This window comes from Mycolicibacillus koreensis (genome assembly GCF_002104795.1).
In the GTDB taxonomy this organism is placed as follows: domain Bacteria; phylum Actinomycetota; class Actinomycetes; order Mycobacteriales; family Mycobacteriaceae; genus Mycobacterium; species Mycobacterium koreense.
The window spans coordinates 72602-97668 of record NZ_NCXO01000010.1 but is presented as its reverse complement, the minus strand read 5'-3'; the positions used below and the strand labels follow the sequence as shown (position 1 = coordinate 97668).

Sequence of the window (25067 nt, the reverse complement as noted above, 5' to 3'; positions counted from 1 at the left end):
ATCGACGGCGGAGCCTCAAACCGTCGGATCGGAGGTCGCCTGAAACTCACCGATCCACAGGTCTTGACAATATCTCGTGCCGGGAGCGCTGGCAGCACTCAAGGAGATCTACAACGCCGAGGATATCGACAAAGCCCACATGGCGATCAAGGCGTTCGAGGTCGACTACGGCGCCAAGTACCCCAAAGCGGTCGCCAAGATCGTCGACGACGCCGATGTCCTCCTTGAGTTCTACAAGTACCCAGCCGGGCACTGGGTTCATCTTCGCACTACGAATCCGATCGAAAGTACCTTTGCCACAGTGCGTTTGAGGACCAAAGTCACCAAAGGTCCGGGCTCACGTGCGGCCGGGCTGGCGATGGCCTACAAGCTCATCGAGGCCGCCCAGAACCGCTGGCGCAAGGTCAACGCCCCCGAGTTGGTTGCCCTCGTCCGTGCCGGCGCTGTCTTCCACAAGGGCAAACTGCTCGAACGGCCCATCGACATCACCCCCGAAGCATCGACGGCGGAGCCTCAAACCGTCGGATCGGAGGTCGCCTGAAACTCACCGATCCACAGGTCTTGACAATATCTCGCGTGCCGGGGCGCTCGATAACTGTGGTCGACATGCCGCGGGCGGCTAACGAGGCTCTCAGTGACGCTACTCAACGTGGCTCTCCGCCCTAATGATGTCCTATTAACTCCAAACTAGGACATTAGGACCATCGGGTCAATAGGCGAGGGGAACGGGTGATCGGGGCGAAGAGCGTCACCCCCGGCCTCACCGCTTTGACCGGGCCCGACGTTCGCCACCCAGCACCGGGTCGGTCAACACTGTGCGCACGTCTTCGGTGAAGCCCTCGGCATCATCGAGGCCGAACGCTGTGCGCTGCAAGACGAATCCGTGCAGCAGCGCCAGGATGACCCGGGTACCGCGCTTCGGGTCCAGGTTTGCCGGAACGGTGCCGGCCTGCTGTCCTCGACGCAGTGCCGCGGCGATCTGATCCCGCACGCGCTCGATACCCGCCACCGCGCGCTGCCGCAGTTCCTCATGGCGCAGCAGCTCGGCCCACGCCTGGACTGCACAACGCAGCAGCTCATCCACCGGAACGGGTTGACCCGCGGCGTCGCGGGTAATCTCGCCGCTGACGGGCCCGATTGCAGCGGCGACCAGGTCGGCGACCGTCGGGGGCGCGCCCCCCGCGACGAGCTGGGCGTCAAGGGGCGCGAACATCGCCGCGAACGCCTGCCCGGCGATCTCGATGATGATGTCCTCCTTGCTGGAGAAGTAGCGGTAGGCCGCGCCCGCCGAAAGGCCTGCCTCGTCGGCGATATCGGGCATCGACGTCTGATGAAAGCCGTCGCGCGAAAAGCACCGCCTGGCTGCGGCGAGAATCTCGGCGCGTCGCGCTTCGCGCCGCTCGGGGGTGAGGCGGGGCATCGCAGGACCTCCTCCTGGGTGGTGACCGAGAAGTTTACGTGAATGACCGTTTACCTTGACGCGAACACGTCCGTACCGCACCATAGTAAATGAACATTTACGGAATGAGGAGACGGTCATGGCAGACGCACTGCATCTGAACATTGGTCTCGGGGATCACGACAACACCCGAGCGTTGGTCGACGGCACCGTCACGATCGCCGGGGTCGACGCGACCGTCGAAGGCGCACCCGTGATCTCCGAGATCTTCGAGCGCATGGTGACCCATCGGGCGTTTGACGTCTCCGAACTGGGGCTGACCTTCTATCTGCGCACGCTCGACCTCGCCGATCCGCCCTTCATCGCGATCCCGATTTTTCCGGCGCGACACTTCCGGCACTCCAACGTCTTCGTCAACACCTCCAGCGGCATCGACACACCACAAGACCTCGTCGGCAAGACGATTGGCGAATTCGGCATGTATGGAACCGACGTGGGCGTGTGGGTCAGGGGCATCCTCTCCGACGAGTACGGTGTGAAACCCGACCAGTCCCGATGGATCGTGGGCGGGACCAATCGGCCCATTGCGCCTTTCGATTTCATTGCCCAGCCCCATCCCGACGACGTCGTTGTCACGCCCACTCCGGAAGGCAAGGCGTTGGGGCCGATGCTGGAAGCCGGCGAGATCGACGCCCTGATCTCGGTCGACGTACCGGAGAGCGTGTTGAAGAATTCACCGCAGGTCGCGCCGCTGTTCCCCGACCCCGAATCGGTCGAACGCGACTACTTCCGACGCACCGGCATCTTCCCGATCATGCATACCGTTGTCGTTCGCCGAGACCTGCTCAAGGGGCACCCCGGTCTTGCCGACGCCCTCTACCGCGGCTTTTGTGACGCCAAAGACGTGGCGACGCAACATTATCGCGACGGGATGACCAAACAACACATGAGCATCATGATCCCGTGGTTCACCTCGCTGTTCGACAGGAACCGCCAACTCCTCGGTGCGGACTGGTGGCCGTGCGGCGTCGACGCAAATCGTGCGGCGATCGACACCTTCTTGCGCTACCACTTCGAACAAGGGCTGTCCGGTCGGCGCTTGATCTGCGAGGACATCTTCATTCCGGAGCTAATGGAGTCATGAAAACCATTGGCCTGGAAGAGCATTTCGTCACCGCAGATGTCGTGGAGGCGTGGCGCACGCTCGACCCGCAATGGCAAGATCCGACGCTGGGATATTACGTGACCGACGAGGAGAGCGGGCGCCGCCTCGCCGACCTGACCCGCGACCGCTTCGCGGCGATGGCCGAAACCGGACTCGATGTCGCGGTCCTGTCCCTGACCGCGCCCGGCGTGCAGAATCTGGCACCCGATAACGCCGTCACGCTGCAGATCGCAGCGAACGACCTGCTCGCCGACACCGTGCGGGCACATCCCGACCGCCTGCAAGGCTTCGCGACCCTGGCCACCCCGGCACCAGCCGCAGCGGCTCGCGAACTGGAACGGGCGGTGACCGAGCTGGGGCTGAACGGCGCGATGCTGTTCGGTCGAACACGCGACCACAACCTCGATCACCGCGACTTCTGGCCGATCTTCGAAGCAGCGGCGGCGCTCGGCGCGCCGCTCTACCTGCACCCGCAGTCACCGCGGCCGATGGTGCGGGCCGCGTATTACCGTGGCTTCAACCGTGGGCTGGACGACGCTTTCGCCACCCACGGCATCGGCTGGCACTACGAGACCGGCATTCAGCTGCTGCGTTTGATCCTCAGCGGCGTTTTCGACCGCTTCCCCGACCTGCAGGTCATTGTGGGCCACTGGGGCGAGATGGTGCTGTTCTACCTCGACAGGATCGACACGTTGACGCCAGCCGCCAAGCTTGCGCGCCCGCTATCGGACTATGTGCGCAACAACGTCTTCGTCACCCCCAGTGGCATTTTCAATCACCGCTACCTGCGCTGGGCGATCGAGATAGTCGGCGTCGAGCGCATCCTGTTCTCGACCGACTACCCGTTCCAGTGCGCCCCGTGCGGCGGAGCCCGACGCTTTCTCGAGGAGGCGAACCTCGAGGACAGCGACCGGCAGCGAATCGCGTCGGGCAACTGGGAGAACCTGGTGGCCGCGGTCAAGCGCTGACAGGCCCTTCCACCGCGAGGAACGGGCACCATGAAATCCGTCCCGATCACCGGCGCCACCAACGACACGCTGCGTGCGTTCACCGACGCGACTCGGTGAGGCATAGCCGGTGGCGACGAGGCGGTCGACAATCATCGTCAACCCGCTAGAGTTTTCGTCAACTCATTAACCACGCCCCGGGCCCCCGTAGCTCAGGGGATAGAGCACGGCTCTCCTAAAGCCGGTGTCGGCAGTTCGAATCTGCCCGGGGGCACTTCTACCAGCATGTTTGTTGACGCTGAGTGCGATTACGACAGTCTATGGGTCTGCAATGGCGTCGCTGTGATGGGAGGCTCCCCAAAGCCACGTGTGGGTGAAGAACGGATACGGCAGATATTCGAGACCTTCTATCTGACAGATCGCGGCCAGATCAGCCAGGCCGATGCTGCCCACGGGGCGCAGTGTTACTGGTGTCGTCATTCGCTAATCGAGGTGATCACGACAACAGGTACCTGCTCGGCAAGGAACACCTTGGCTCGACTCTGCTGGGTGGCAAATGCGCTGTTCAGTGCGTCATTGGCGAGGTAGCCGCCAGCGGGCAACAGACCGGTCAGGGTGTTCCACACGTCGGGGCGCGCGGTGGTCGGCACAGGTTGATACCTGGACTTTAACTCGGTCATGGTCGCGGGATTCACGTCCACGATGGCGTCGATCCAATACGTCGACAGTCCCGGCATTCTAGGGTCTCCCATAACTCCGCTGACCCACGATGCCGCGTCGGGCGTACCAAGCGCTGGGAAGCGCTTCGTTAACGGCTCAAGGTCGTGGCGAATGGTGTTGTTGTCGGTGCTCTTACGTGCGGCGGTCTCCACAGATGTCTCCGTACTTCGGGGGTGGCGCTGCTGGGGCGCGCAGGAAGTGGTGCCTAGTGCCAGCAGCGCCATCGCGATTCCAAGGCCGCGCATACGGCGAACCGTCGTCACGGTTCCACTGTAGAGCGAACTCGGTCGGGGTGAGCTCGCCGTGGGCCGAATGCGGTCGGTTGGCGTTGTAGTCGCGGCGCCAGTCTTCGATGATCACCCGGGCTTCCAGCAGGGAGTCGAAGCGCCAGGAGTTGAGCAACTCATCGCGCAGTCGGCCGTTGAACGATTCGATCCAGCGTTCTGCCACGGCGAGCCGGTGCCGTTGAACCGGCACCAGTCATTGACCGCGTGGGCGATGAACTCGGGCCCGTTGTCGAACCGCACGTAGTGCGGCGCCCCGTGCTGGCCGGCCAGGCGGTCGAGGACGTCGACGACGCCGTCGGCGTTGATGGAGCGATCAACATGGATCGCCAACGCCTCGCGGGTGAACTCGTCGATCACGTTGAGCAGCTTCAAGGTGCGCCCATCGGCGGTGGTGTCGAACTGGAAGTCTATCGCCCAGATCACGTTCGGTCGGATCGGAGACATTGCCCCGACCGTGACGCCGATGCCGGTCAGGCGTTTCTTCGTGCGCCGCTGCGGAACTCGTAGACCTTCGTCGCACCACAGGCGGCGAACGCGCTTGTTGTTGACCTGCCAGCCGGCTCGGCGGGCCATTTCGGCGGCGCGTCGCCAGCCCCAGCGGGGCCGCTCGGTGGAGAACGTGCGCAGCCAGGCCCGCAGTTCAGCCTCCTCACCGGAGATCGGCGGCGGTTGTAGGCGCATCGTGGAGCGGTGGATGCCCACGACCGCGCAGGCTCGCCGCTCGGAGACCCCGAACCGCTCACGCAGCACCGTCACGGCGCTGCGCTTGCGATTCGGGGTTAGAAGTTTCCCGACGCGATCTCCTTGAGCATGTCGATGTCGAGGGCCTGGTTGGCGACCAGCTTCTTCAGGCGGGCGTTCTCGGCCTCGATCTCCTTGAGGCGTTTGGCGCCGCTGGCCTTCATCCCGCCGTACTGGGCCACCCACCGATGCCAGGTCGACTCGGTGATCTCCAAGTGCCCGCACACCTCGGCCAGCTCCGGCGTATGCCGCCGGCGCTTCTTGGCTGCCATGTCGTCATCGATTCTTCCTGCCCGAACACCGGACATCAGAGTCGCACAACAACTGGACCACTACGAGGGACTCACCTCACTGGGAACGCTGCAACAAGGAGATCCTGCCCCGGATGAAGAAAACCATCGAGTGGCACGACGGGCTAGTGGCCAATCCGGATCAGGTCACCGCACTCGCCGAGGAGCTCGCCGTGAGCGTGACGATCAGGCGGTCTTCCACCGTGGATCCGCGGACCGGCTCCCCCGTGCCCTACGAGCTAGTCGCTGTGACGGACCCGGCCAGCCTGCGCGGCGAAGCCTTCGCCCTCTCAGGCAAGCGGTTCCTCCCCGACCACAAGGTCTGCAACCGGTACATCTAGCGGTGACTCCGAACCAGCGTCGCTGGTGCCCACCGAGATGCTGGGTGGGGCGCGCCCACGAGTCTTACCTCTCCTCCCCCGCAGGGCTGACCGCCACCCACCCGTCGCCCGCCGGCGGTGACCTGCGACACAATCTTGCACCGTCGGGAAAACTTGCGCGCTCGTGCAACATAGGGCAGGCTCCACTCAATGTCGGAGATCGGCCTGCGCGAACGCAAGAAGTTCGCCACCAAGGAAGCCCTCGGGCGCGCCGCACTCGACCTGGCCGTCGAGCGGGGTCTGGATGCGGTGACCGCGGAGTCCATCGCCGAGGCCGCACAGGTGTCGACCCGCACCTTCCATAACTATTTCTCCTGCAAGGAAGACGCCGTGCTGTTCGAGGTGGACAAGTCGGTGCAGCACATGCTGGAGGCGTTCGCCGCCCGCGATCCCGCCGAGCCGGTGCTGGACTCCCTGGAGGAGGTCCAGGTCGACTTCGTCGAATCGGCCGCGGGGCTAGAGCGGATGATCGCGGTGACCCGGCTGATGGCCAACCATCCGGCGCTGATCGCCCAACATGTCGCCCACTACGAGCTGTCGTCGGTGCCGATGCTCGCCGAGATCGCGCGCCGCAGCGGCACCGATCCAGACACCGACGTGTACCCGCGGTTGGTGTATCACGCCGCCTCGGCGGTCGCGGCGGCCGTCATCGAACTGCACATCGCCTCCGGTGAGCCGCCGTGCCGGCAAACCCTGGCGGCGGCGGTGCGCGCCGGCTACGCCCAGCTCAAACGCGGCCTGCCGCAACCGTCTTCCGGGGACGGTGTCGCATGAGGAGATTCCCGCTGTTCAAGATCGCCGGCATGCTGTGGATGCCGGTGGTCATGGTCGTCGTGATCGGGGTCGGCGGGTTCGCCGTGTACAAGGTGCGCGGCATCTTCGGCTCGCACGTCTACGAGACCTATGCCGGCAGCATGTCGGACGACTCGACCAACTCCGACCCGAAAACGGTCACCTACGAGGTGTTCGGCCCGCCGGGTGCGACCGCCGACATCAACTACTTCGACGACGAGGGGCAGACCAACCAGGTCAACGGCGCGCACCTGCCCTGGTCGCACACGATCGTGACGACCGCGCCGGCGATGGTCGGCAACATCGTCGCGCAAGGAGACGCCAACACGATTGGCTGCCGGATCACCGCCAACGGCGACGTTAAGGACGAGAGGTCGGCCACCGCTGTGAACGCCTACATCTACTGCTTCGCGAAGTCGGCATGAGTACCGCCCATTTCCAGAGCGGCAACACCGACCACACCTTCTTCGCCCGCTGGATCCGCCGCCTGGCCGTCCCGATCATCCTGGGATGGCTGGCGTTGGTGTTCGTGCTCAACACCGCGATCCCCTCGCTGGAGGACGTCGGCAAGGCGCGCACCGTCTCGATGAGTCCCACCGAGGCGCCGTCGATGATCGCGATGACCCGGATGGGCGAGCTGTTCGACGAAGGCGACTCCGACAACATCGCGATGATCGTGTTGGAAGGCAAGGAGCCGCTGGGCACCGAGGCCCACCGCTACTACGACGAAATTCTGGAAAAGCTGCGCAACGACCCCGAGCATGTGCAGAGTTTCCAGGACTTCTGGGGTGACCCGCTCACCGAGGCCAGTGCACAGAGCACCGACGGCAAGGCCGCCTATGTGCAGATGACGCTGGCCGGCAACATGGGCGAGACGCTGGCCAACGAATCGGTCGAAGCGGTGCGCACGATCATCGACGGGACCGAGGCCCCCGACGGGGTCACCACCTACGTGACCGGTTTCGGTGCGCTGCAGACGGACATGAACCACGCCGGCGACCGCACCATGCTCAAGATCACCATCACCACGTTCGCCGTGATCATCACGATGCTGATGCTGGTCTACCGGTCGATCACGACCGTGGTGCTGCTGCTGACGATGGTCGGTATCCAACTCAGCGCCGCTCGCGGACTCGTCGCCGCACTCGGCCATTACGAGATCATCGGACTCTCGACGTTCGCGGTGAACCTGTTGGTGTCGTTGGCGATTGCCGCCTCCACCGACTACTGCATCTTCCTCATCGGTCGCTATCAGGAGGCCCGCCAGGCCGGTCACACCCGGGAGGATGCCTACTACATCACGTTCAACGGCACCACCCACGTCATTCTGGGTTCGGGGCTGACCATCGCCGGGGCGTTGCTGTGTCTGTCGTTCACCCGGATGCCCTACTTCCAAACCCTTGGGGTGCCCTGCGCGGTGGGCATGCTGGTGGCCGTCGCGGTGGCGTTGACGTTGAGCCCGGCGGTGCTCGTCGTGGGCGGCAAGTTCGGGTTGTTCGACCCGAAACGCAAGCTGGAGGTCCACGGGTGGCGCCGGGTGGGCACGGTGATCGTGCGCTGGCCGGCCCCGGTGCTGGCCGCCTCGCTGGGACTGGCGGTGGTCGGGTTGGCCGCGCTGCCCGGCTACAAGACCAACTACGACGACCGTCAGTACATCCCCAAGGACATCCCGGCCAACGCCGGTTTCGACGCCGCGGACCGGCACTTCTCCCAGTCCCGGATGAACCCGGAGGTGCTGCTGCTCGAGGCCGACCACGACATGCGCAACTCCGCGGACTTCCTGGTGTTGGACAAGATCGCCAAGGCGGTGTTCCGGGTGCCGGGCGTCGCGCGGGTGCAGGCCATCACCCGACCGTCGGGAACCCCGATCGAGCACACCTCGATCCCCTTCATCATCAGCATGCAGGGCGCCGGTCAGATGCAGAACATGAAACTGCTCAAGGACCGCATGGACGACATGCTCACCCAGGCCGATGAGATGGGCACGACGATCGTGACCATGAAGAACATGTACTCGCTGATGACCGAGCTCAGCGGCGTCACCCACGACATGGTCACCGACATGAACGACCTGCAGGGCACCATCCACGACATGCGGGACAACATCGCCGACTTCGATGACTTCTTCCGGCCGATCCGCAACTATTTCTATTGGGAACCACACTGTTTCGACATCCCGGTGTGTCACGCGATCCGGTCGGTCTTTGACACCCTCGACGGCATCGACGCGATGACCGAGACGATGGACGCGATGATCGTCAACATGAACAAGATGGACGCGTTGATGCCGCAGATGGTGTCGCAGTTCGCGCCGATGATCGACACCATGCAGAACATGCAGACGATGATGTTCACGATGCACTCGACCATGTCCGGGATGTACGCGCAGATGGAGGAACTCGGCAAAGACTCCACCGAGATGGGCAAGGCGTTCGACGCGGCCAAGAACGACGACTCGTTCTACCTGCCGCCGGAGATCTTCGACAACCCCGACTTCCAACGCGGGCTGAAGATGTTCCTGTCCCCCGACGGCAAGGCGGTGCGGATGATCATCGCCCACCGTGGCGACCCAGCGTCGGAGGAAGGGATCTCCCACGTCACCCCGATCATCGAAGCCGCGATCGAGGCGGTGAAGGGCACCCCGTTGGAGGATGCGCGTATCTCGTTGGGCGGCACCGCCGCGGTCTTCAAGGACATGAGCATCGGATCCAAATACGATCTGCTCATCGCGGGGATCTCCGCGCTGTGCCTGATCTTCATCATCATGATGCTGATCACGCGAAGTCTGGTCGCCGCGATGGTGATCGTGGGGACAGTGGCGCTGTCATTGGGGGCGTCGTTCGGTCTGTCGGTACTGATCTGGCAGTACATCGTCGGCATGGAGCTGCACTGGATGGTGCTTGCCATGTCGGTGATCGTGCTGCTGGCGGTGGGCTCGGACTACAACCTGCTGCTGGTGTCACGGTTCAAAGAGGAAGTCCACGCCGGTTTCAACACCGGCATCATCCGGGCGATGGGCGGCAGCGGCAAGGTGGTGACCGCCGCGGGCCTGGTGTTCGCGTTCACGATGGGCGCGATGGTCGTCAGCGATCTGCGCATCATCGGCCAGGTGGGCACCACGATCGCGTTGGGGCTGTTGTTCGACACCTTGATCGTGCGCTCGTTTATGACCCCGTCGATCGCCGCGCTGTTGGGTCGCTGGTTCTGGTGGCCGATGAACCTGCCCACCAAACCGGCCCGGGCCCGGCCGGTGAGCACCACCGCGGACACCGCCCCGGTGACGACGTCGTCAGCGCCCTCCTCAGAGAATTAGTCAGAGAGCAGGCCAGAGGGTCAACGGTCGCGCAGCGCGACCAGCAGCGCCCAGACTGAGCATCCGGTGGCGGCCGCCACCGCGCCCGCCCCGGTGAACAGTCCGTACCCGGCGGCAATCGATGCGGTGACGTTGTCGCGGTAGTACCAGGTGACGGTCGCCACCAGCAACAGCGAAATCACCAGCGCCCCAATCGAAGACGTCAACGTGGAGATACCCCGGCCGATCATGGCCCCGGCCACCAGCAGCACCGCAGCCAGCCACAGGACGAGTTGGCCGGCGCCGAACCCGTCGGCGCGGGGCAGCGCGCCGACCACCCCGCCGACGGCGTTGGCGCGACCGTCCGCCGAATGCAGCCACGGCAGCCAGCTACTGGCGAACACCGCGACCGCGCAGACGGCGACCGACCATCCGGGGTGGGGGCGGGGCATGGCGTCGAGACTATCGGGTGCGTCGCGCGCCGCCGGTAACGCCGCGCTACTGCGGCGCGAACACCGTCACGAACCGTTTCAGCGACTCGTTGATGTCGCTGCGCAGCGCGCCGGCCACCAGCATCCCGATCGGCCCGAACAGCGCCGGGCCGCCCAGGTGCACGTCGAAGCTGACCACCGAGGCGTCGCCCTGGGGCTTGACCTTGGCCATCAGTTTGATCTTCACCCCGCCTTTGCCGTCGCCGTTGAGGGTCATCGCCTGCGGCGGCTTGAAGTGCACGATCGTCCACTTGATCCGGTTGGGCATGCCCTTGACCTCGACGATCGATTCCACGACCGTGCCCTTCTCCAGGGTGTCGGGCAGCGGCGAGCGCCAGAGCCGGTGAATGGTCAGCCAATCCCGATAGCGGGTGAGGTCCGCGGCGTGCCCCCAGGCCTCCTCCGGCGGGAGCGGGACATCGATGGCCCCGGAGAGCTTCGCCATCGGCTAGTTCTCCGGGTCGGTTTTGTTCACGGCCTTCTTGGCCGCGTCCTGCACCTTGTCGACGGTGTCGGCGTATTTGCCCTCGGTCTTGCCGTCGACGAAGTCCCCGGCCTTGTCGATCGCCTGATCGACCTTGTCGGCGTTCTTCGACAACAGGTCTTTCGCCTTGTCCAGGAAACCCATCGCAATCGTCCTTTCAAAGTCAACTCATGAACTCTGCGGAGCAGAGCCTACCTGCGCCACACTTGGCGGGTTTCACCGAGAACCGCTCCCTGGATCCACCATGCGGCCTCCACCCCGGCAGCCCCCAACACGCCGACGGCCAGGCCGCTGGCCACGACCGCCAGGTTCGACACATCGAGCAGGAACAACGCGCGGGCCTGGGGAATCGCGAAGATCACCACATACGCCAGCCCGGAGACCACCACCAATGCCACCCGCCACCACTGGTAGGGCCGGGCCACCACCGCCAGCACCCACACCCCGCCCACCAACAGGGTGATCAGCGCGGCGGTCGACGCCTGCATCTGCTGGGCGGTGGTGGCGTCAGCACCGCGATAGGCCAGCAGGTAGGAGGCGAACGTGGCCGCCCCCACCACCAACCCCGTGGGCAGCGCGGCGGTCATCACCCGGCGAACGAAGTGCGGCCGGGCGCGTTCATTGTTGGGCGCCAGGGACAAGATGAACGACGGGATCCCGATGGTGAACCAGGCGGCGATGGTGACGTGGATCGGCTGGAACGGATACAGCAGCGGGTCGGAGTCGAACAGCTTCGCCCCCAGCCCGGCCAGCCCCACCAGCAGCGCCAGCAGCACCGAGTACACCGTCTTGGTCAAAAACAGGTTGGCGACCCGCTCGATGTTGCCGATCACCCGCCGGCCCTCCCCCACCACATAGGGCAGGGTGGCGAACTTGTTGTCCAACAGCACGATCTGAGCGACCGCGCGGGCCGCTGAACTGCCGGCTCCCATCGCGACCCCGATGTCGGCGTCCTTGAGCGCCAGCACGTCGTTGACTCCGTCGCCGGTCATCGCGACGGTGTGCCCGCGCGATTGCAGCGCGTGCACCATGGCGCGTTTCTGATCGGGGCGCACCCGCCCGAAAGTGGTCGTCTTCGCCACCGCGTCGGCCAGACCGTCAGGATCGGTGGGCAACCGGCGGGCATCGGTGGTCCGACCGTGCAGGCCCAGCGTGTCGGCGACCGCACCCACCGACACGGCGTTGTCCCCTGAGATCACCTTCACCGCGACCTGCTGGGTGCCGAAATAATCCAGGGTGGCCCGGGCGTCGGGGCGGATCCGCTGCTCGAGCACCACCAGTGCCACCGGGGTGACCTGCCCGGGCGCGTCGGCGGCGTCCACGGCCCGGTCGCTGCGCCCCAGCAGCAGAACCCGCAAACCGCGCGCCCCGATCTGCTCTGCTACACCGGCCGCCTCCGAGGAGGGGTCGGCCAGCACGTCGGGAGCGCCGATCACCCAGTCGCCGTTCCCGTCGAACGAGGCGCCGCTCCATTTGGTGGCCGATTTGAACGGTGCGCTGGTGCTGACCGGCCAGTGCGGGTCGGCGGGATACGCCTCCGCGATGGCCAGGATGCTGGCGTTGGGGCGCCGGTCCGCCCCGGCGAGGGCGGCCAGCACCTCGCCCACCTGGGTTCCGTCGTAGCCCGGGCTCAGCAGTTTGACCTCGGTCAGGCGCATCCCGTTCTCGGTCAGGGTGCCGGTTTTGTCCGCGCAGACCACGTCGACGCGCGCCAGTCCCTCGATGGCGGGCAACTCCTGCACCAGGCACTGGCGCTGGCCCAAACGAACCACCCCGACGGCGAACGCGATCGAGGTCAACAGCACCAGCCCTTCGGGCACCATCGGCACCAGCGCGCCGACCATGCGCAGCACCGACTCCCGGAAATCGCTGCTGATCAACAGGTCCCGCAGCTGTCGTGCGGAATTCCCCCAGCCGGGCTGCAGGGTGATCAGGTCACGCACCGACTCGGCCAACGCCGCCCCGAAGGTCGGGTTGTTGACGAACAGCTGACTGTAGATGATCAGCAATCCCGCCGGCACCAACAGATAGGTGATGAACCGCAGGATGGTGTTGATGCCGCTGCGCAGTTCGGATTTGACCAGGGTGAATTTGCTGGCCTCCTCGGCCAGTTTGGCCGCGTAGGCCTCCCGACCCACCCGGGTGGCACGGTAGGCGCCCGTTCCGGCCACCACGAAACTGCCCGACATCACCTCGTCGCCACCGTGTTTGGCGATCGGGTCGGCCTCACCGGTCAACAGGGATTCGTCGACCTCGAGGTTCGCGTGCTCGATGATCTGCCCGTCGACCACGATCTGGTCACCGGGGCCCAGCTCGATGACGTCGTCGAGCACCACCTCGCTGGGTACCAGCGCCACCGACCCCGATTGCCGACGCACCACCGGTTTGGCCTGCCCGACGATCGCCAGCCGGTCCAGGGTCTGTTTGGCCCGGATCTCTTGGACCATGCCGATGACACTGTTGGCGATGATCAGCAGCCCGAACATGCCGTTGATCAGCGACCCGGTGGTCAACACGATCGCGAACAGCACCCCGAGGATGGCGTTGATCCGGGTGAACACGTTGGCGCGGATGATGTCGAGCACCGACCGCGCCGCGCGGGCCGGAACATCGTTGGTCTTGCCCTCGGCGACGCGCCGGGCGACCTCGTCGTCGGTGAGCCCACCGGCCAGCATCGTGGTCATCGGAAGAATATTCCCAACCTGTCCCGGTCGTAGTATTCCAAGGTCAACGCGTCGGGCGTGAACGTCGCCTTGGATACCGCCCCGTCGGGCACGGTGTCGGACTTCGGGGTGAACGTGAACGTGTCCCCGTCCCAGTGGTGCAGCGCCACAGTGTCGCGTCGCGGCCCCAGTGTCAGCTCAAGACCGTCCCGAGTCTCGGTCACGCTGGCATCCCCCCAGAAGTCGTTGAAGTAGGTGCCGGTGTAGCTGCGCAGCGGCGCCGGCGGCTTGGCTCGCCGCGGTGGCTTCGCCGCCGTCTCCAGCCCGGGCGTGTCGTCGCTTCGCTCGGCATGTCGTTCGCGGAACAGCCGCGGCCAGTCGTGGCGCAGTTCCCCGTATTGCACCAGATCCAGAAACTGTGCGGTGAGGCTCTGCGGCACCTCGGTCGCCGCGGCGTTGGTCAGCACGACGATGCCGACGTCGGCGGAGGGCACCGCGGCGAACGCCGCCGCCGATCCGGATGCCAACTGTCCGTGGTTGCCGTAGACGGTGCGCGCCGTCGAGGTGGTGCCGACATCGAACCCGTAGCCGTACAGGTCCGCACGCGCCTCCGGGCTCTGGGCACGTTCGATGACGGTCTGCGCGGTCAGTGCCGGGGTGAGCGCGTCGGCGGGCACGATCGTCTTCCCCTGATAGTCGCCGTCGGCGAGCAGCATCGCCAGCCACCGCCCCAGGTCGTTGACGGTCGAGCTGACACCGGCCGCCGCGGATTTGGGATCGGTGTCGCCGTGATAGCTGGGCCGGTAGCCGTCGTCGGTTTTGGTGTGCGCCAGCGCCCGGTCGCGTCGACGGGTGAAATCGGCGTAGCGCGAACTGGTCGATTCCATTCCCAGGGGTCGATAGAGCACGTCGTCGCAGAGTTCGTCCCAGTGTTTCGCGGCCGCCACCGCGACGGCTTCCGCGGCAATGGTCACCCCGAAGTCGGTGTCGCGGTGGCTGGTCCGGAACGGCCCCAGCGGCAGCTGTTTGAGTCGCAACAACACCTGACGTCGGTCATAGCCGAGCTCGGCCAGCAGGTCCCCGGCGGCGTCCGGCAGCCCGGATCGTTGCGCGTAGAGGTCGGCGATCGTGGCGTGTTCGCTGACGTAGGGGTCGGAGAACGCGAACCACGGCAGGTAGGCGCCCACCGGGGTGTCCCAGTTGATCGATTCCGCGCCGACCTGGTGGGCAACCACCGTGGCACCGAGCGAGGTGGACAGGGAGCCGACCTGGAATACCGTGTCGGCGTCCACCCGGTTGCCCTCGTCGGCGTCCCTGCTCGTGTTGCGCACACCGAAACCTTTGGCGTACACGGTGTTCCCGCCGTGGACCACGGCGACGGCCATGCCGGGGACACCGGACTGGTCCATCAATTCGGCGGCCAGATCATCGAGGCGGGCGACCGCGTCGTCGACACGACCGTCGGGGATGTCCATCCCGGAGAACCGGTCCGGCGGTGTGTCCGACAGCGGGGGCGGAGACGACGAGCAGCCGCCGAGGATGAGGGCAACCGTGAGGAACGCGGCCAGCGCCGCCAGTTCACGCATCGCCCTACAACCGCCACCACGGATCGAGGTGCCCCTCGGCGGTGGGCGCTACGCGGCCCCCCGGGCGGGGCACCGCGACGGTGGTCCCGTCGGCATCGGCCGCGGCGAGCAGCCGTTCCACCGGTTCGGCCCACGGGTGCGGGGCCAGCCGGAACGTGCCCCAGTGGATCGGCATGAGCATTCCGGCGTCGGTGAGGTCGCGGTGCGCCCGTACCGCCTCCTCCGGGGTCATGTGGATGTCGGGCCAGGCCCGGTGGTAGGCGCCGATCGGCAGCAGCGTCAGGTCGAACGGGCCATACTCGCTTCCGATGTCGGCGAAGGACCGGGTATAGCCGCTGTCGCCGCCGAAGAACACGCGGTGTCGCTCACCGATGAGCGCCCAGGACGACCAGAGCGTGGTGTTGCGGGTGACGAACCGTCCGGAGAAGTGCCGGGCGGGGGTGCACGCCACCGTCAGGTTGGCGATCCGGTGCGCCTGGCCCCAGTCCAGTTCCACCACCCGGTGCTCGGGCACACCCCAGCGGCGCAGGTGCGCCCCCACCCCGAGCGGAACGACGAACGGTGCACGCTGGGTGCGCCCCAACTCGATGACCGCGTCGATGTCGAGGTGATCGTAGTGGTCGTGGCTGATCACGACCGCGTCGATCGCCGGCAGGGTATCCAGCGCCGCCGGCGGGGGGTGCAGCCGTTCCGGGCCGACGCTGTCCGACGGGGAGCAGCGCCGGCTCCACACCGGGTCGGCGAGCACCCGGTAGCCGTCGATCTCGATCAGCACCGACGAGTGCCCGAACCAGGTACCGGCCAGCCCCTCGGTGCCGTCGACCGACGGCTCGACCAGCGGGATCGGCGCGGCGGGCCGTCCGACGCCTCGCCCGCCGACCAGTTCCCGCAGCACCATCCACTGCTGTTGGAGCCCCATGTCGAAACCGGTGTCGTCGTCGGGGTTGGTGAACGCCCCGTCCACGAAATTCGGGGAGCCCTGGGCGACCCGCCGGATCTCGGCCGGTCCGGCGCCGAGAGCCTCCGGAGCGCCGTGCAACGCCCGCATCATCCAACCGCCGGCCGCCAACGTGGCGGTTCCGGCGGTCAGACGCAGCGCGGTACGCAGCATGGCGATCAGGCGCCCTGGAATTTCGGTGGTCGTTTCTCCACCCGGGCGACCTGCGCCTCGATCACGTCCTGGCTGGCCCAGGCCTTGTCGAACAGCTCCTTGTGCACCGGCGATTGGTCTTCATAGGCGCCGTCGTCGTTGAGCACCCGTTTGGCATGGCGCAGCGCCAGTGGTGCGAGCCCGGCGATCTCCTGGGCCCACTGCTGCGCGTCGGCGAGGTCGCCGAGCCGGTTGGCCATCCCGGTCTGCAACGCCTCCTGTGCGCCGAGGCGTTCCGCGGTCAGCATCATCGCGCGCGCACGCCCGTGGCCCACCAGCGACACCAGTCGCCGGATACTCCAGTTGTCCAGGGCCAAACCGTATTTGGCGACAGGGAACTGGAAGAAGGCATCCGGGGCCACCACCCGCAGGTCGCAGACCATGGCCAGTTGCAGGCCCGCACCGATCGCCGGCCCGTTGATCGCGGCGACGACCGGCATCGGAGCGGTGTTGATGGACTGGTGCAACGCGATCAGTTTGTCCGGGTAGTCGGCGGCGAACGCGTCGCCGGACAGGTCCGCCCCGGCGCAGAACACGGTGCCCTGCCCGGTGAGCACGATCGCTCGGACGTCATCGGCGGCGGCGGCGGTCACGGCCTCCCGCAACCCGTCGACGAGTTCGGAGTTCAGCGCGTTGCGCCGTTCCGGCCGCTGCAGTTCCAGCGTGGTGACGTTGCCATCGCGGGTCACACCAATCATCAAGCGCCGCTCCTCCTCATACCGACGGTAATTGCCCAAGCTTATTAGGGTCAGGTTATGGATCGGATCGGTGCCCTGGACTTGGTTGACGCGGTGCTCGACGCCGGTTCGTTCCGCAGTTGGGACACCGCCCCGCTGACGGTCGACGAGGACGACGACTACCGCGCCGCGCTCGCCGAGGCACGCACGGCGACCGGCCTGGACGAGGCGGTGATCACCGGGGAGGGGCGGGTGCACGGCCGGCGGGTGGCGGTCATCGTCTGCGAGTTCGGGTTCTTGGCCGGCTCGATCGGGGTGGCCGCTGCCGAGCGCATCACCACCGCGGTGCAACGGGCCACCGCCCAGCGTCTGCCGCTGCTGGCGTCGCCGAGTTCCGGCGGCACGCGGATGCAGGAGGGCACGGTGGCGTTCCTGCAGATGGTCAAGATCACCGCCGCGGTCGAACTGCACAAACGCGCGCACCTGCCGTACCTGGTGTACCTGCGGCACCCGACGACCGGCGGGGTGTTCGCGTCGTGGGGGTCGCTGGGGCATGTCACGATCGCCCAGCCGGGTGCGCTGATCGGGTTCTTGGGCCCGCGGGTCTACGAGCAGCTCTACGGTGAGCCGTTCCCGGCCGGGGTGCAGACCGCCGAGAACCTACAACGCCACGGCGTGATCGACGGGGTGGTGCCGCTGAAATGGTTGCGGCGCACCCTGCGGCGAGCGTTGAAGGTGCTCATCGATCCCCCGGCTCCGGCCCCGGCGCCGATGCCCGACGAGCCGCCCGCACCGGTGCCGGCCTGGGAGTCGGTGCTCGCCTCGCGGCGTCCCGGCCGTCCGGGCGCGGGGATGCTGCTGCGCCACGGCGCCACCGAGCGGGTGGTGCTGTCGGCGACCGGAACGTCGGAGGCCGCGGCCATGCTGCTGGCGTTGGCCCGGTTCGGCGGGCAGCCGGCCGTGGTCCTGGGTCAGCGACGGGTCGGCGGCATGACCGGGCCGGCCGCGCTGCGGGAGGCCCGCCGCGGGATGGCGCTGGCGGCCGGGCTGCGGCTGCCGTTGCTGTTGGTGATCGACACTCCCGGCCCGGCACTCTCCCCGGAGGCCGAGCAGGACGGGCTGGCCGGGGAGATCGCCCGCTGTCTGGCCGACTTGGTGACCCTGCCGGTGCCGACCGTGTCGGTGCTGCTCGGGCAGGGTAACGGCGGGCCCGCGCTGGCGATGGTGCCCGCCGACCGGGTGGTGGCCGCCCGGCACGGGTGGTTGGCGCCGCTGCCGCCGGAGGGGGCCAGCGCCATCGTCTACCGCGACACCGAGCACGCCGATCAGCTCGCCGCGTCGCAGGGGATCCGCTCGTCGGAGTTGGCGGCCGCCGGGATCGTCGACACGATCGTGCCCGAACAGCCCGACGCCGCCGACGAGCCGATCGAGTTCATCAAACGGCTGTCGCGGGTGATCGCCACCGAGTTGCACAGCGTGCGCACCGTCGCCGACAACGAGCGCTTGGACGCGCGGCTGCAGCGCTACCGGAGCATCGGGGTGCCTGGGGTGTAGCCGTGCGGCGGGCTCGCGACTCGCGCCCACACCACCAGACTCACGTTTGCGTGCATTTCAGGGCCTTGAGTTCAAGGGGTAACCGCACCAAAACGTGCGGCTCGACGTGTGGCGCGTCAGCCCAGCGACTGCTCCCACACGCGGTGCAAGGCGGCGTAGCGGCCGCCGGGGCGGGCGATCAACTCCACAGGGGCGCCGTCCTCGATGATTCGGCCATCCTCGAGCACCAGCACCCGGTCGGCGATCTCGACGGTGGACAGCCGGTGGGCGATCACCAGCGCGGTGCGGTCGGCCAGCACGGTGCGCAGCGCCCGCTGCACCTGGCGTTCGCTGGGGATGTCCAACGACGAGGTGGCCTCGTCGAGGATGAGCACCGCCGGGTCGGCAAGAAACGCCCGGGCAAACGCCACCAGTTGGCGTTGACCGGCCGAAAGCCGCCCGCCGCGGGTGGCCACGTCGGTGTCGAAGCCCTCGGGCAACTCGGCGATGAACCGCGCGGCGCCGACCTCCTCGGCGGCGCGGCGGATCTCGGCGTCGGTGGCCTCAGGGCGCCCGAAGCGGATGTTGTCGGCCACGGTGCCCGCGAACATGAAGTTCTCCTGGGTGACCATCACGACGTTGCGGCGCAGATCGGCCTGCGCCAGGTCGCGCAGGTCGACACCGTCGAGGCGCACCGCGCCGACGATCGGGTCGTAAAACCGGGCGATCAGCTTGGCCAAGGTGGTCTTGCCCGCACCGGTGGCCCCGACCAGGGCGACCGTCTGCCCGGCGGGCACCGCCAGGTCCAATTCCGGCAGCACCGGCCGGTCGCGGTGGTAGCCGAACCGCACCGATTCGAAGCGCACCGCGCCCTCGGCCCGGCCCAGCGGCACCGGATTCCGCGGGTCGGTCACCGCGGGGCGCTGGGCGAGCACCCCGGCGAGCTTCTCCAGCGCCGAGGCCGCCGACTGGAACAGGTTGAAGAACTGGCTGATCTCCTGCATCGGCTCGAAGAACATCCGCAGGTACAGCAGGAACGCGGTGAGGGTGCCGATCGTCATCTGCCCGTCGAGCACCAGCCAGCCGCCGTAGAGCAGCACCGCCCCGGTGGTGAGGTTGCCGACCAGTTTCACTCCCGGCATGAAGATCGCGAGCAGCCGGAAGGTGCGCTCGTTGACCGCCCGGTAGCGGTCGGCGATCTCATCGAAGAGCTGCTGGTTGCGGGGTTCGCGCCGGTAGGCCTGCACCGCCTTGATGCCGGTCATGGTCTCGACGAACTGCACGATCACCAGGGCGGCGGCCTCGCGCACCGCGCGGTAGGTTTTCGCCGACTCCGACCGGAACCAGCCGATCAGCACGACCAGCACCGGGAACGCGATCAGACAGACCAAGCCCAGCTTCCAGTCCAGGCTGATCAACAACACCGCGGTGCCGACCAGGGTGAGCACCGCGGTGATCAGGCTGTCGAACCCGGATTCCAACAGATCCTGGATCGCATCGACATCGTTGGTGAGCCGGCTGACCACACGCCCGGAGGTGTAGCGGTCGTGGAACGGGATGTCGAGGCGCTGGAAGTGGCCGAACCCGCGACGGCGCACCTCCAGCAGCACCCGTTGACCCATCCGCCCGGAGCCGTTGAGGAACACCAACCGTGCGCCGGCCTGCACCGCCACCACGCCCGCCAACGTCGCGACCACCGTCATCAGCGCCGTGGCCGGACCCCCGTCGATCAGCGGCGGGATGCCGTCGTCGATACCGCGGCGCACCAGCACCGGCACCGACAGCCGTGCCGCGTTCTCGGCGACCACCACCACAGCCAACCCCGCGACCAGCCAGCGGTGGGGCCACAGCAGCGAACCGAGCAGCGTCCGCGCCTCCCGCCGGCGCGGCACGCTCTCGTCGATGGGCGAATCGGTGTCGTCGGGTTCGGCGAGTCGGCCACGCCACTGATCGCTCATCGGGTTCTGCCGTCGACGACGGTGAGTTCGTCCTCGACGCAGGCGGCGTCGGTGGCGTCGCGCTCGGACTGGGCCCGGTCCAGGCGCGCCCGCTGCTCGGCGCTGCACCAGGCCGGTTCCCGTTCGCATCCGTCGTCGAGTTCGTCGTCGGCGACCAGCAGGTAGCGGTAGTCCGGCACCCTCGCCAGCAACTCAGCGTGGCTGCCGACCGCGGTGATCGTCGCCGGCTGGTCGCCGTCGGCGTGCAGCAGCGCCACCTTGTCGGCGAGCAGCACGGTGGACGCACGCCGGGCGATCACCACCCCGGTCACCGGGGACTGCCCGCCGAGCACGGTGCGCAGCGCGGCGGTGACCCGCGCCTCGGTGTGCACGTCGAGGGCCGACAGGGTGTCGTCGAGCACGAGGATCTGCGGTGCGGCCAGCAGCGCGCGGGCCAGCGCCAGGCGTTGGCGCTGGCCGCCGGAGAGGCTCATGCCCTGCTCCCCGATGCGGGTGTCCACGCCGAACGGCAGATCGTCGACGAAGTCGGCGGCGGCCACCCGGATCGCCGCGGCCACCTCCGCGTCGTCGGCGGGGTCGTCGGCCGGGCGCCCCAACCGCAGATTCTCGGCCACCGACATCGAGAACAGGGTGGGGTCCTCGAACGCGGTGGCCACCGCCTTGCGCACGACGGCGACCGGCAGGTCGCGGATGTCGGCGCCGTCGATGCGGATCTGGCCCTCGGTGACGTCGTAGAGCCGGGACAGCAACGCCACCAGAACCGATTTGCCCGATCCGGTCGCCCCGACCAGCGCCAGTGTCTCGCCGGGTTCGACGGTGAGGTTGACGTGGCGCAGCACCCAGGTGTCCGCGCCGGGAAAGGCGAACCCGACGTCGATGAGTTCCAGGCATCCGGAGGAGGGCACCCGGTTCAGCGGGCCGTCGGTGATCTCGATGGGGGCGTCGAAGATCTCGGCCACCCGGTTGGCGGCGGTCATCGACTCCTGGGTCATCGACAGCAGGAACCCCAGCGACGAGATCGGCCACACGATCGAGAGCATCAACGTGATGAACGCGACCAGGGTGCCCAGGGTGACCGATCCCTGCCCGGCGGCGTAGGCGCCCACCCCGAGCACCACGATCAGGGTCAGGTTCGGGATGACCTCCAGCAGCGTCCAGAACTTGGCTTTGGCGACGACCTTGCCGATCTCGGCGTCATAGAGCCTGCGCGCCTCGGTGTCGAACCGGTCGAACACGTAGTCCTCCCGCCCGAACGAGCGCACCACCCGAACCCCGAGCGCGGCCTCCTCGACGTGGGTGGCGACGTGGCCGGCCTGGTCCTGGGCGCGCCGCGACAGCCGGGTGTAGAGCTTCTGGAAATGCCGCACGGTCATCGCCACCGGCGCCACCGACACCGCCACCAGCAACCCCAGCGGCCAGTACAGCACCAGCAGGATCACGGTCACCACCACGATCTGCAGCGCGTTGAGCACCAGGAAGATCAGCCCGAACGACAGGAACCGCCGGATCGTGCCGAGGTCGTTCATGATGCGGGACAGCAGTTGGCCGGACTGCCAGCGGCCGTGGAACGCCATCGGCAGGATCTGCAGCCGCGCGTAGAGGTCTTTGCGGATGTCGGCCTCGACGCCCATGGTGGCCCGGGCGATCAGCCACCGGCGGAAGAACCACAGCACCGCCTCGAGGACGCCGACCGCGGTGGCCGCCGCGCCGACGATCCACAGGCCGCGCTGATCCTGGTGGCTGATCGGCCCGTCGATGACGGCCTTGGTCAACAGCGGGATGCCCACGGTGGCGGCGAGACTGGTGACCGCGACGGCCACGGTGGTCAGCCAACGCGCCCGGTAGGGCATCAGGTAGGGCAGCAGCCGCACCAGATCCGATACGGGGCGCTGTCGCGCCGGCGCGGCAGCGATCGCCGGCTGCGGTCCCCTCGCCTCATCCACCATGATCTCTAGGTTGTCGATCCTGCCACCACACCGCGTTGCACTCCGCGGTAACACTCGGCAATCAGGCAAGATAGGCGCTATGGATGCTGCAGGGAACACCCCCCGAGTGCTGGTTGTCGACGACGACGACGACGTGTTGGCGTCGTTGGAGCGTGGCCTGCGGCTCTTCCAGTTCGAGGTGTCCACCGCCCGCGACGGCGCCGAGGCGCTGCGCAGCGCCACCGAGAACCGCCCGGACGCGATCGTGCTCGACATCAACATGCCGGTGCTCGACGGGGTCAGCGTGGTCACCGCGCTGCGGGCGATGGACAACGACGTGCCGGTCTGTGTGCTCTCCGCGCGCAGCTCGGTCGATGACCGCATCGCCGGGCTGGAAGCCGGCGCCGACGACTACCTGGTCAAGCCGTTCGAGCTCAAGGAGCTGGTGGCGCGGGTCAAGGCGCTGCTGCGCCGGCGGGGCTCGGCGGCCAGTTCCTCCTCGGAGACCATCACCGTCGGCCCGCTGGAGGTCGACATCCCCGGCCGGCGTGCCAGGGTCAACGGGGTGGACGTGGATCTGACCAAACGCGAGTTCGATCTGCTGGCGGTGCTGGCCGAACACAAGACCGCGGTGCTCTCGCGCGCGCAGCTGCTGGAGCTGGTGTGGGGCTACGACTTCGCCGCCGACACCAACGTCGTCGACGTGTTCATCGGCTACCTGCGCCGCAAACTGGAGGCCGGCGGCGCGCCGCGGCTGCTGCACACCGTGCGCGGCGTGGGGTTCGTCCTGCGGATGCAGTGACGCGCTGAGCATGGCTGCCCCCCGGTCGAGTCCGCGGTCCGCTCCGCGGGTGCTGTCGCGGGTTTTCGCCCGGACGCCGTCGCTGCGCACCCGGGTGGCGTTCGCCACCGCGCTCGGCGCGGCCATCGTGGTGCTGATCGTCGGCGCCATCGTCTGGGTCGGGATCACCAACGACCGCAAAGAGCGGCTGGATCGCCGACTCGATGAGGCGGCCGGGTTCGCGATGCCGTTCCTGCCGCGCGGGCTGGGCCAGATCCCGCGCTCCCCCAAGGACGAGGACGTGGTGATCACCGTGCGCCGCGACCACGTCGTCGCCTCCCATTCGGCGGTCACGTTGCCGGAGTTGCCGATCGGCTACGCCGACACCGTCGTCGACGGGGTGCGCTACCGGGTGCGCACCGTCGATGTGCCCGCAACCGCGCCGACGACCGGGCCGATGACCATGGCGGTCGGCGCCACCTACGACGCCACCCTGGCCGACACCGCCAACCTGCACCGCCGGGTCATCTTGATCTGCGCGTTCGCGATCGGGGCGGCCAGCGTGCTCGGCTGGGCGCTGGCCACCCTCGCGGTGCGTCCGCTGCGGCGGTTGGCCGAGCAGACCCGGCTGATCGACGGCGGCGACCGCGACCCCGTCGTGGAGGTGCGTGGGGCGACCGAGGCCGTCGAAATCGCCGAGGCGGTCAAGGGGATGCTGGGCCGGATCTGGAAAGAGCAGGACCGCACCCGCGAGGCGCTGGCCTCGGCCCGGGATTTCGCCGCGGTGTCCTCCCACGAGTTGCGCACCCCGCTGACCGCGATGCGCACCAACCTGGAGGTGCTGACGACGCTGGATCTGCCCGACGAGCAGCGCGCCGAGGTGCTCGGCGACGTGATCCGCACCCAGTCGCGCATCGAGGCGACGCTATCGGCGCTGGAGCGGCTGGCCCAAGGCGAGCTGTCCACCGCCGACGATCATGTGCCGGTGGACATCACCGAGTTGCTCGACCGCGCCGCCCACGACGCCACCCGCATCTTCCCCGGACTGGAGGTCTCGCTGGTCCCGTCGCCGACCTGCATCATCATCGGGCTGCCGGCCGGGCTGCGTCTCGCGGTCGACAACGCGATCGCCAACGCGGTCAAGCACGGCGGCGCCACCCGGGTGCAGTTGTCGGCGGTGAGTTCACGGGCGGGAGTCGAGATCACCGTCGACGACAACGGTTCGGGCCTTCCCGACGACGAACGCCAGATGGTGTTCGAACGGTTCTCCCGCGGGTCGACCGCGTCGCGTTCCGGGTCCGGGCTGGGCCTGGCGCTGGTTGCCCAGCAGGCCGGATTACACGGCGGGACCGCGACATTGGAGGACAGCCCGCTCGGTGGGGCGCGGCTGGCGCTGCGACTGCCCCCGCCGCGCTGAGGTGCGGCTTAGCGTGCGCCGATCAGGTCGATGACGAAGATCAGCGTCTTGCCCGACAGCCGGTGCCCGGCACCGGCCGGCCCGTACGCCTGCTCGGGAGGGATCACCAGTTGGCGACGGCCGCCGACCTTCATGCCCGGAATCCCGTCCTGCCAGCCCTGAATCAAGCCGTTGAGCGGAAACTCGATGGTCTGCCCGCGGTTCCAGGAACTGTCGAATTCCTCCCCGGTGTCGTATTCGACACCGACGTAGTGCACCTCGACGGTGCCGCCGGGGGTGGCCTCGGCGCCGTCCCCGACCACCAGGTCGGTGATGACCAGCTCGGCCGGGGCCGGTCCGGCCGGGAAATCGATCTCGGGTTTGTCTGACTGTGCGCTCATCGCCGTGAC

At 67.6% G+C, this 25067-nt stretch carries 22 protein-coding genes, 1 tRNA gene and 2 pseudogenes; 11 read left to right on the top strand and 14 right to left on the bottom strand.

The annotated features are described in order from the left end of the window. Window positions 1-79: 79 nt before the first annotated feature. Window positions 80-541, top strand: a pseudogene (locus tag B8W67_RS06990) (transposase); the annotation flags it as partial. Between the two features lie 219 nt (window positions 542-760). Here the strand turns inward: B8W67_RS06990 and B8W67_RS06985 are convergent. Next, entirely contained in the window at window positions 761-1420 is a 660-nt protein-coding gene (locus tag B8W67_RS06985) for a TetR/AcrR family transcriptional regulator (protein ID WP_085303135.1), read from the bottom strand. 118 nt (window positions 1421-1538) lie between these two features. Between B8W67_RS06985 and B8W67_RS06980 the strand changes: the two genes are divergently transcribed. The 3 genes from B8W67_RS06980 to B8W67_RS06970 all read left to right on the top strand — a co-directional run bounded on the left by B8W67_RS06980 (window position 1539) and on the right by B8W67_RS06970 (window position 3785). Beyond that, a complete protein-coding gene (locus B8W67_RS06980) occupies window positions 1539-2543 on the top strand; it encodes a type 2 periplasmic-binding domain-containing protein (protein WP_085303133.1) in 1005 nt (334 codons plus the stop codon). Continuing rightward, window positions 2540-3532 carry an amidohydrolase family protein gene (locus B8W67_RS06975; protein ID WP_085303131.1) on the top strand — a complete coding sequence of 331 codons (993 nt, stop codon included), beginning with the start codon at window positions 2540-2542 and terminating at the stop codon, window positions 3530-3532. The genes B8W67_RS06980 and B8W67_RS06975 overlap by 4 nt, the downstream gene beginning before the upstream one ends. Window positions 3533-3712: 180 nt before the next feature. Further along, window positions 3713-3785, top strand: a tRNA-Arg gene (locus tag B8W67_RS06970). A 44-nt stretch (window positions 3786-3829) separates the two neighbouring features. Here the strand turns inward: B8W67_RS06970 and B8W67_RS21510 are convergent. The 3 genes and pseudogenes from B8W67_RS21510 to B8W67_RS06960 form a co-directional block, all read right to left on the bottom strand. Next, the gene (locus B8W67_RS21510) at window positions 3830-3964 is read right to left on the bottom strand and encodes a hypothetical protein (protein WP_264033363.1); all 135 of its coding nucleotides are present in this window, start codon (window positions 3962-3964) and stop codon (window positions 3830-3832) included. A gap of 23 nt (window positions 3965-3987) precedes the next feature. Further along, window positions 3988-4383: a hypothetical protein gene (locus tag B8W67_RS06965; RefSeq protein ID WP_133056075.1), complete on the bottom strand. Its 396-nt coding sequence runs from the start codon at window positions 4381-4383 to the stop codon at window positions 3988-3990. Window positions 4384-4498: 115 nt separating this feature from the next. After that, window positions 4499-5531: pseudogene (locus B8W67_RS06960) on the bottom strand (IS3 family transposase); the annotation flags it as partial. A gap of 113 nt (window positions 5532-5644) precedes the next feature. On the opposite strand from B8W67_RS06960, the gene B8W67_RS06955 reads away from it, so the two are divergent. The 4 genes from B8W67_RS06955 (at window position 5645) to B8W67_RS06940 (ending at window position 10034) form a co-directional block, all read left to right on the top strand. Further along, window positions 5645-5890 (top strand): hypothetical protein, encoded by a 246-nt coding sequence (locus B8W67_RS06955; RefSeq protein WP_085303128.1) that lies wholly within the window; start codon window positions 5645-5647, stop codon window positions 5888-5890. Between the two features lie 189 nt (window positions 5891-6079). After that, window positions 6080-6703, top strand: a complete 624-nt coding sequence (locus tag B8W67_RS06950; protein ID WP_085303126.1) for a TetR/AcrR family transcriptional regulator — start codon at window positions 6080-6082, stop codon at window positions 6701-6703. Continuing rightward, a complete protein-coding gene (locus B8W67_RS06945; protein ID WP_197747571.1) occupies window positions 6700-7146 on the top strand; it encodes an MmpS family transport accessory protein in 447 nt (148 codons plus the stop codon). The genes B8W67_RS06950 and B8W67_RS06945 overlap by 4 nt, the downstream gene beginning before the upstream one ends. Then, a complete protein-coding gene (locus B8W67_RS06940; protein WP_085303124.1) occupies window positions 7143-10034 on the top strand; it encodes an MMPL/RND family transporter in 2892 nt (963 codons plus the stop codon). The genes B8W67_RS06945 and B8W67_RS06940 overlap by 4 nt, the downstream gene beginning before the upstream one ends. A gap of 20 nt (window positions 10035-10054) precedes the next feature. On the opposite strand, the gene B8W67_RS06935 is transcribed toward B8W67_RS06940, so the two are convergent. From B8W67_RS06935 to B8W67_RS06905, 7 genes are read right to left on the bottom strand one after another with little or no spacing between them, the layout of a single operon-like run. Beyond that, window positions 10055-10465 carry a hypothetical protein gene (locus tag B8W67_RS06935; protein ID WP_085303122.1) on the bottom strand — a complete coding sequence of 137 codons (411 nt, stop codon included), beginning with the start codon at window positions 10463-10465 and terminating at the stop codon, window positions 10055-10057. A 46-nt stretch (window positions 10466-10511) separates the two neighbouring features. Then, window positions 10512-10949 (bottom strand): type II toxin-antitoxin system Rv0910 family toxin, encoded by a 438-nt coding sequence (locus tag B8W67_RS06930; protein WP_085303121.1) that lies wholly within the window; start codon window positions 10947-10949, stop codon window positions 10512-10514. A gap of 3 nt (window positions 10950-10952) precedes the next feature. Next, window positions 10953-11132, bottom strand: a complete 180-nt coding sequence (locus B8W67_RS06925) for an antitoxin (protein WP_085303119.1) — start codon at window positions 11130-11132, stop codon at window positions 10953-10955. Window positions 11133-11179: 47 nt separating this feature from the next. After that, on the bottom strand, window positions 11180-13672 hold the full coding sequence (locus B8W67_RS06920; RefSeq protein ID WP_085303117.1) for an HAD-IC family P-type ATPase: 2493 nt from the start codon (window positions 13670-13672) through the stop codon (window positions 11180-11182). Further along, window positions 13669-15237, bottom strand: coding sequence for a serine hydrolase (locus B8W67_RS06915; RefSeq protein WP_085303115.1), 1569 nt, complete (start codon window positions 15235-15237; stop codon window positions 13669-13671). The genes B8W67_RS06920 and B8W67_RS06915 overlap by 4 nt, the downstream gene beginning before the upstream one ends. A gap of 4 nt (window positions 15238-15241) precedes the next feature. Beyond that, on the bottom strand, window positions 15242-16348 hold the full coding sequence (locus B8W67_RS06910; protein ID WP_109561725.1) for an MBL fold metallo-hydrolase: 1107 nt from the start codon (window positions 16346-16348) through the stop codon (window positions 15242-15244). Window positions 16349-16353: 5 nt separating this feature from the next. After that, entirely contained in the window at window positions 16354-17085 is a 732-nt protein-coding gene (locus B8W67_RS06905) for an enoyl-CoA hydratase (protein ID WP_085303113.1), read from the bottom strand. A 57-nt stretch (window positions 17086-17142) separates the two neighbouring features. Here B8W67_RS06905 and B8W67_RS06900 point away from each other — a divergent pair, with 57 nt between their 5' ends. Next, entirely contained in the window at window positions 17143-18618 is a 1476-nt protein-coding gene (locus B8W67_RS06900) for a carboxyl transferase domain-containing protein (RefSeq protein ID WP_085303112.1), read from the top strand. Window positions 18619-18734: 116 nt separating this feature from the next. Here B8W67_RS06900 and B8W67_RS06895 read toward each other — a convergent pair whose 3' ends face one another. Then, window positions 18735-20555 carry an ABC transporter ATP-binding protein gene (locus B8W67_RS06895; RefSeq protein ID WP_085303110.1) on the bottom strand — a complete coding sequence of 607 codons (1821 nt, stop codon included), beginning with the start codon at window positions 20553-20555 and terminating at the stop codon, window positions 18735-18737. Further along, window positions 20552-22501, bottom strand: coding sequence for an ABC transporter ATP-binding protein (locus B8W67_RS06890; protein WP_085303108.1), 1950 nt, complete (start codon window positions 22499-22501; stop codon window positions 20552-20554). Before B8W67_RS06890 ends, B8W67_RS06895 begins: the two co-directional genes overlap by 4 nt. A gap of 79 nt (window positions 22502-22580) precedes the next feature. Here B8W67_RS06890 and B8W67_RS06885 point away from each other — a divergent pair, with 79 nt between their 5' ends. Together B8W67_RS06885 and B8W67_RS06880 are read left to right on the top strand one after the other, a co-directional pair. Then, on the top strand, window positions 22581-23282 hold the full coding sequence (locus tag B8W67_RS06885) for a response regulator transcription factor (RefSeq protein WP_069391333.1): 702 nt from the start codon (window positions 22581-22583) through the stop codon (window positions 23280-23282). Between the two features lie 10 nt (window positions 23283-23292). Further along, the gene (locus B8W67_RS06880; protein WP_085303107.1) at window positions 23293-24678 is read left to right on the top strand and encodes a sensor histidine kinase; all 1386 of its coding nucleotides are present in this window, start codon (window positions 23293-23295) and stop codon (window positions 24676-24678) included. A gap of 8 nt (window positions 24679-24686) precedes the next feature. On the opposite strand, the gene B8W67_RS06875 is transcribed toward B8W67_RS06880, so the two are convergent. Beyond that, a complete protein-coding gene (locus B8W67_RS06875; protein WP_085303106.1) occupies window positions 24687-25058 on the bottom strand; it encodes an FKBP-type peptidyl-prolyl cis-trans isomerase in 372 nt (123 codons plus the stop codon). Window positions 25059-25067: the final 9 nt, after the last annotated feature.